Below are 7,053 nucleotides of genomic sequence, written 5' to 3'. Positions count from 1 at the left end.
CCCCGCACTCTCGGGGGAGAGCCGCCTCTTGGGGGTATTGCGCACCTGCGGGCCGCGCGCCGCCGCGGGGGGGGGGCCGGGGGGGGTGGGGGGGGGGGGGGGGGGGGCCCCCGACACCCAGACCCCGGTCACCGGCCCGCCGCCCGGCAGCGCCGCCTGGACGGCCGACACCGCGCTCGGCCTGCCGCTGCCCGACCCGGCCACCGCCGACCCGGCCCGGATCGCGACCTTCTTCGCCGGGCTGTCACCGGCCGCCCGGGACGCGCTGGCCGTCCGGCACCCGCTGGTGGTCGGCAACCTCGACGGCGCCCCGGTCGACCTGCGCTACCGCGCCAACGCCTTGGCCCTCGCCGCCGAACGCACCCGCGAACTCGCCCGGGCCGCCGACCCGGCCCTCACCCCCCAGGACCACGAGGCCGCCCGCACCCGCGCCGAGCGCTACCGCACCCTGCTGGACGGCGGCCGGCAGGTCCTGGCCTTCGACCCGCGCGGCCGCGGCCAGGTCGCCGAGGTCTACGGCGACCTGGCCACCGCCCGCCGCACCGCCGTCATCGTCCCCGGCTCCGACGTCGACCTGCTCCGCTTCGACCGCGCCTCCGACCCGTACGGCACCCCCGCCGGCATGGCCCGCGCCCTGCACCAGGCCACCGACGGGCAGACCGCGGTGATCGCCTGGGCCGGCTACACCACCCCGGTCGGCCTCGGCCCCGACGCCGCCACCGAGGGCCTCGCCCGGGCCGGCGCCGCCCGCCTCGACCGGCTGCTCGACGGACTCGCCGTCAGCACCCGCCCGCAGGACCCCGCCACCCTGTTCTGCCACAGCTACGGCTCGGTGGTCTGCGGCCTGGCCCGCCCCACGCCCACCCGGGCCTCCGGCGTGGTGGTGCTCGGCTCCCCCGGCATGGGCGTCGACTCGGCGGCCGACCTCGACCCGCGCGTCCCGCTCTGGGCCACCGCCCGCAACGACTCCGACTGGATCGGCGACGTGCCCAACGTCCGGCTGTTCGGCCTCGGCCACGGCGCCGACCCGACCGACCCCGGCTTCGGCGCCCGCCCGCTGCCCGCCACCGGGTCCCACGGCCACACCGGCTACTTCGCCCCCGGCACCGCCTCGCTCGCCGCCTACGCCGCCGTCGCCCTCGGCCGCGCCTGACCTGCCGCACCTGACCTGCCGCACCGGAAGGAGCACCACCATGGCCCACCCCCGCACCGCCCGCCCCCGCACCGCCCACCCCCTCGACGGACTGCGCCGCACCGCCCGGCAGGTCGACGCCAGGACCCCCGCCACCCGCGACCGCGCTCTCGACGGACTGCGCGCCCTCGCCCTCCTCGCCGTCCCGGTCGGGCACTGGATGCTCGGCGGCTTCACCCGCTCCCCCGACGGCGCCCTGCACAACGCCAGCCCGCTCTCCTCCCTCGGCTTCTTCGCCCCGCTCAGCTGGGGGCTCCAGATGCTCGGGGTGTTCTTCCTGGTCGGCGGCCACTCCTCGGTCCGCTCGCTGGAGCGCTCCCGCGCCCGCGGCGGCTCGTACGGCGGCTGGCTGCGCGCCCGGACGGTCCGGCTGCTGCGCCCGGTGCTCGGGGTGACGGCGGTCTGGGCGCTGCTGATCCCGCTGCTGCCCGCACTGGGCGTCCCCGCGGACACCCTGCGCACCGGCGCGACGCTGGTGGTGCAGCCGCTCTGGTACATCGCGGTCTACCTGGGGCTGACCGCGCTCACCCCGCTCTGCGTGGCCGCCGGGCGCCGGCTGGGCGGTTGGTCGGCGGGCCTGCTGGTGGCCTCGGTCGCCACCGTCGACCTGCTGCGGTACGGGCCGTGGGCGCAGTCGGTGCCGTCCTGGGTCGCCCTGCTGAACATCCTTCCGGGCTGGCTGTTCGGGTACCAGCTGGGCGTGCTCTGGGCGCAGGGCCGGCTCGGCCGCCCAACGGCCCGGGTGCTGCTGCTGGGCGGCGGCGCGCTGTTCGCCGCGCTGCTGCTGGTGTTCCACTACCCGGCCAGCATGGTCGGCGTGCCCGGGGCGGAGCGCACCAACTCGCACCCGCCGTCCCTGCTGGTGCTCGCCCTGGCGGCGGTCCAGTGCGGCGGCGCGGTGCTGCTGCGGGAGCGGCTGGGCCGGCTGCTGACGCGCCGTCCGCTGCTGTGGCTGCCGGTGGTGGCGGTGAACCTGTCGGCGATGACGATCTTCTGCTGGCACCAGAGCGCGATGCTCGCGGTGGCGGTGCCCGGCGCGGCCGGCCTGGGCGCCGTCCCGGGCCTGACGACCGCGCCGGACTCGCTCGGCTGGGTCGCCGCCCGGCTGGTGCTGCTCCCGCTGTTCGGGGCCGTGCTGGTGGCACTCGGGTGGTTCACCCGACGGTTCGACGGGCCGTGGACCTCGTTCTCCCGGGCCGGGAAGGCGGCGGCCGGCGCCGCGGCGACGCTGTTCGCGGCGTACGCGCTGGGCGTGGTGTGAGCCGCGCGGGGCGGGTGCGCCGAGAGGATGCACCCGCATGCGAACCACCACGCGCTGTGATGTCCTGTGACCGTCGGCGACCGTCGCAGGACCGCGCCCGCCCACGGCCCGTCCGTCCGCATTCGCCACCCCTTCCCGACACCCCACGCTCCCGAGGAGTCCCATGTCCCTGTCCCCACGCCCGCGGCCGAGGCGCCGGGTCCGCCGGCGGCTGCCGGGCACCGCCGTGGTCCTCGCGGTGACCGCCGGCACCCTGCTCGGCGCGGTCGCCCCGGCCGTCGCCCACGGCGGACCGGCCGCCCCCGGCGCGGACGAGCTCGCCCCGCACGTCGACTCGCCCCGGGTGATGGCCGAACTGCGGGAGGACGAGGTCGCGGCCCTCGGCCGGGAGCACGCCGAGGAGCACGCCCGGATGCGCGCCGCCGTCCGCGGCGTCGGCGACTACCCCCAGACCACCCGCACCAACCGGTACAACGCGCTGACGGCCTCCCAGGCCGATCACAACAAGGCCTTCGACCCGGCGGCCTTCGGCGCGTTCAGGGACTACTTCCCCTCCCCCGACTTCGGCGACCACGTCGCGCTGCTGCCCACCGGCAAGGTGCTGCTGTTCTCCTTCGAACGGATCGAGACCAACCCGGAGAAGGAACCCGCCCCCACCCAGACCATCGGCAAGGAGAACGCCGGGCGGGCCTTCCTGTGGGACCCGGCCAAGGGCACCGGGCCGGACGCGTTCAAACAGGTCACCCCGCCCGTCGCCGACATGCCGGACGGCCTGGGCGAACCCCGCCCGGTCCCCTTCTTCTGCTCGGGCCACTCCTTCCTGCCCAACGGCATGCTGGGCGTCTTCGGCGGCAACCTCGGCGGCAACGGCGGTACCGGCGCCAAGCTCTCGCTGGTCTTCGACCCGTGGACCGAGACCTGGACCCGCAACCCCGACATGTCGGTCGGCCGCTGGTACCCCTCGGTGGTGACCGGCGCCGACGGCCGCCAGCTGATCATGTCCGGCCAGTCCGAACTCGGCTACGGCACGCCCACGCCGGTGGTCGAGCGCTTCCCCGCCAAGTCCTTCGCGGTGCCGACGAAGAAGACCGACGTCCCCAGGGGCACCCCGGTCGACCGGTTCAAGGTGGACGCCCCGTTCACCACCGACTACCCGCACCTGTTCTCGCTCAACGACGGCAACGTCTACGGCTTCGGCCGCCAGTCCGCCGAGCAGTGGAAGTTCGACCCGGTCGCCGAGTCCCGCGCCGACCTGACCGCCCGCCCCGACGGCCGCAAGCGCAACTACGGCTCCGCCGTGATGCTGCCCGGCGGCGTCAACGGCCCGGACTCCGCGCTGGTCCTCGGCGGCGACCGCGACAACCCGAGCACCCTGCGCTTCTCCAACGGCAGTTGGACCGCCGAGAAGTCCCGCGCCTTCGGCCGTACCCAGGACGACACCCTCCTGCTGCCCACCGGCCGGCTGCTGACCGTCAACGGCGCCTACGACATCCGCGACTACGGCAACGGCCCGTACAACCCCAACGCGGATCTCAAGTACCGCCAGATCGAGCTGCGCGACGACCAGGGCAACTGGCAGCTCGGCCCGGTCCAGCGGCTCCCGCGCGGCTACCACTCCAACGCGGTGGTGCTGCCCGACGGACGCGTCATGGTGACCGGCGACGAACTCCAGCAGCTGGCCAACAACACGGACGTCAACGGCACCGTGAGCGGCGTCCCCGGCACCTCGGGGCCGGTCACCATGAACGGCACCATCGAGATCTACGAACCGTCGTACCTGCACCAGGGCGACCGCCCCGCGCTCGCCAACGCGCCCACCACGCCGGTCGGTTACGACCAGACCTTCACGGTCACCAGCACCACCCCGGGCCTCGCCGCCAAGGCCGTCCTGCTGGCCCCGACGACCTCCACCCACTCGGTCAACACCAGCCAGCGCCACATCGAGCTGAGGCTCACCAGCCGGGCCGGCAACCGGCTGCAGTTCCAGGCCCCGCCGGACGCCAAGGCCGCCCCGCCCGGCTGGTACATGCTCTTCCTGCTCAGCGACCAGGGCGTGCCCAGCGTCGCGCAGTGGGTCCAGCTCGGCCCCTCGGCCTGATCCCCTCCCCCGAAAGGACATCCCCATGACCACGGAACCGAGCCTGCGCGACAGCGAGGAGATCCAGGGCGACATCCTCGCCGGATTCAGGAAGGACAACGTCAGCGTCCTGTTCCTCAAGTTCGACGACGCCGCCCGGGCCCGCGACTGGCTGCGCAAGCTGACCCCGCAGATCTCCACCACCCGCGAGGTCGCCGCGTTCAACGCGGCCTTCAGCGAAGCGAGACAGGCCTCCGGCGGCGACGACCCCAGAACGCTGACCGCCACCTGGCTCGGCCTCAGCTTCACCTACGAGGGCCTGCGGATGCTCTCCGCCACCGACCCCTTCCCCACCGCCCCGCCGGTCGGCGGCGGCCTGGAGGCCTTCAAGGAGGGCTCCGCCAGGCGGGCCGGCGCGCTCGGCGACACCGGCGACAACTCCCCGGAGAACTGGCTCTTCGGCAACGGCCGCACCCAGGCGGTCCACGCCGTGCTGAAGATCTCCGCCGACACCGAGCGGGACCTCCAGGCGGCCGTCGAGGCCCAGCGGATCGCCGCCGCCGAGTGCCGGGTCCTGATCGCCTACCAGCAGAACGCCCAGACCCTGCTGGGCAGCCGCCGCGGCAAGGAGCACTTCGGCTTCAAGGACGGCATCAGCGAGCCCGGCGTCAAGGGCTTCGACCAGCCGGACCCGGCGAAGCCGGAAGAGGTGGAGGGCCACCCCGGCACCCGGCTCATCCCGGCCGGCGAGTTCGTCTGCGGACTGGAGAACGACCCGTTCAGCGGCCCGCCGAGCCAGTACCCCGAGTGGGCCCGCAACGGCTCCTTCCAGGTGGTCCGACGACTCGCCCAGGACGTCCCCGGCTGGTGGTCGCAGGTCGCGCTCAAGCTCAGGGAGCTCAAGCAGGCCAAGGCCGTCCCGGACACCGCGACCACCGAGTGGCTGGCCGCCCGGATGGTCGGCCGCTGGCGCTCCGGCGCCCCGGTCTGCAAGCACCAGTCCACCGACGTCCCGAACAACCCCGGCGCCGCCTCCGACAACGACTTCGACTTCCGGGACGACCCGGAGGGCCTGGTCACCCCGCTCTGGTCGCACCTGCGCAAGACCAGCCCGCGGGCCGGCCTGCAGGAGACCCCGGACAAGCCCGCGCTGGACGCCGGCGTCCTGGACGGCCGCCGGATCATGCGCCGCGGCACCCCGTACGGCGCCCCGTTCGACCCGGCCTCGGAGGGCCCGGGCGGCCCCGACGACCCGCGCGGCCTGCTGTTCATCTGCTACCAGGCCGACCTCCAGCGGCAGTTCGAGTTCATCCAGGCCGACTGGATGGACCAGCCGAACTTCCCGCCGAACCGCGACAGCGGAGGGACCGTCCCGCCCGGGCACGCCGACCCCAGGCCGCTGCCCGGCAAGGACCCGGTCACCCAGGAGGCCCCGGACGTCGACTGGGAGCACCGGGGACCGGACGGCCTGATCAACCACACCCCGCTGAGCTTCCAGCAGTTCGTCCGGACCACCGGCTCGGTGTACGCGTTCATGCCCTCCCTGAGCATCCTGCGCGGGCTCTGCGAGGGCCGGCTCACCCCGGTCGGCAGCCAGGGCACCGGGGGACAGACCGGCGGGCAGACCGGCGGCCAGGGCGGTACCCAGACCGGCGGCCAGACCACCGACAGTCGGCCGCAGCCCACGCCGCAGCCGGTGAAGGCGTACCCGTGCGACGAGTTCGTCGGCGTCCCGGACCAGTACCGCCGGGCCGGACAGAGCCAGTACTGGGCGTTCCACGGCGACCGCTGCCGACTGGTCTCGGTCGCCGACGGCCCCGCCCACACCGACCGCAAGGTCGAGGACGACACCTGGCTGACCGACTGGTCCTGTCTGCAGGGCATCGGCCGCGTCGACTGCTTCCTGCCCGTCCCGGACCAGCAGGACCCGGCCGGCAAGAGCCGGTACTGGGTCTTCCACAGCACCGCCGGCCGCCAGCAGTACCGGCTGGTCTCCGTCACCTGCGGCAGCGGCGGCCGGTACACCACGACGCTCGAACGCCCCGACCGCGACCTCACCTCCTGGGGCTCGCTCAGCGGCGTCGGCCAGGTGGACTGCTGGCTGCCCGTCCCGGACCAGCAGCGGGTCGGCGGAAAGAGCTGGTACTGGTGCTTCCACACCACCGCCGGCCGCCAGCAGTACCGGCTGATCTCGATCGCCGACGGCTCCTCGCACACCGACGTGCGCGAGCGCACCGACCGCGAACTCTCCCAGTGGAGCTCGCTGAACGGCCTGGACCGGGTGGACTGCTTCCTGGCCGTCCCGGACCGGCAGCGGGTCGGCGGGAACAGCGAGTACTGGGTGTTCAGCGGTCAGAACTACCGCCGGATCTCGGTCGCGGACGGCAGCGGCCACCCGGACCGGCTGATCGCCGCCGACCGCTCCTGCGACGCCTGGGCCTCGCTCTGCTGACCGCGACCGCGGCCTGACCGGGCCTCACCCGTCACGCGCCCCCGGTGCGCCATCGCGCGCGCCGGGGGCGC

The 7,053-nt window shown here is 74.7% G+C and carries 4 protein-coding genes; all 4 read left to right on the top strand.

Going from position 1 to position 7,053, the window contains the following annotated elements:
* The first annotated feature begins 85 nt into the window (after positions 1–85).
* Entirely contained in the window at positions 86–1,153 is a 1,068-nt protein-coding gene (locus tag ACFV0O_RS27630) for an alpha/beta hydrolase (RefSeq protein WP_380346292.1), read from the top strand.
* Positions 1,154–1,193: 40 nt separating this feature from the next.
* Positions 1,194–2,453, top strand: coding sequence for an acyltransferase (locus tag ACFV0O_RS27625; RefSeq protein WP_380346290.1), 1,260 nt, complete (start codon positions 1,194–1,196; stop codon positions 2,451–2,453).
* Between the two features lie 163 nt (positions 2,454–2,616).
* Positions 2,617–4,551, top strand: a complete 1,935-nt coding sequence (locus tag ACFV0O_RS27620) for a galactose oxidase-like domain-containing protein (protein ID WP_380346288.1) — start codon at positions 2,617–2,619, stop codon at positions 4,549–4,551.
* A 25-nt stretch (positions 4,552–4,576) separates the two neighbouring features.
* Positions 4,577–6,982 carry a Dyp-type peroxidase gene (locus ACFV0O_RS27615; RefSeq protein WP_380346285.1) on the top strand — a complete coding sequence of 802 codons (2,406 nt, stop codon included), beginning with the start codon at positions 4,577–4,579 and terminating at the stop codon, positions 6,980–6,982.
* Positions 6,983–7,053 lie beyond the last annotated feature (71 nt).

Source organism: Kitasatospora sp. NPDC059577, from assembly GCF_042735475.1.
Lineage (GTDB): Bacteria > Actinomycetota > Actinomycetes > Streptomycetales > Streptomycetaceae > Kitasatospora.
The sequence above is the reverse complement of the archived record's forward strand: the minus strand, read 5'-3'. Positions and strand labels throughout refer to the sequence as shown.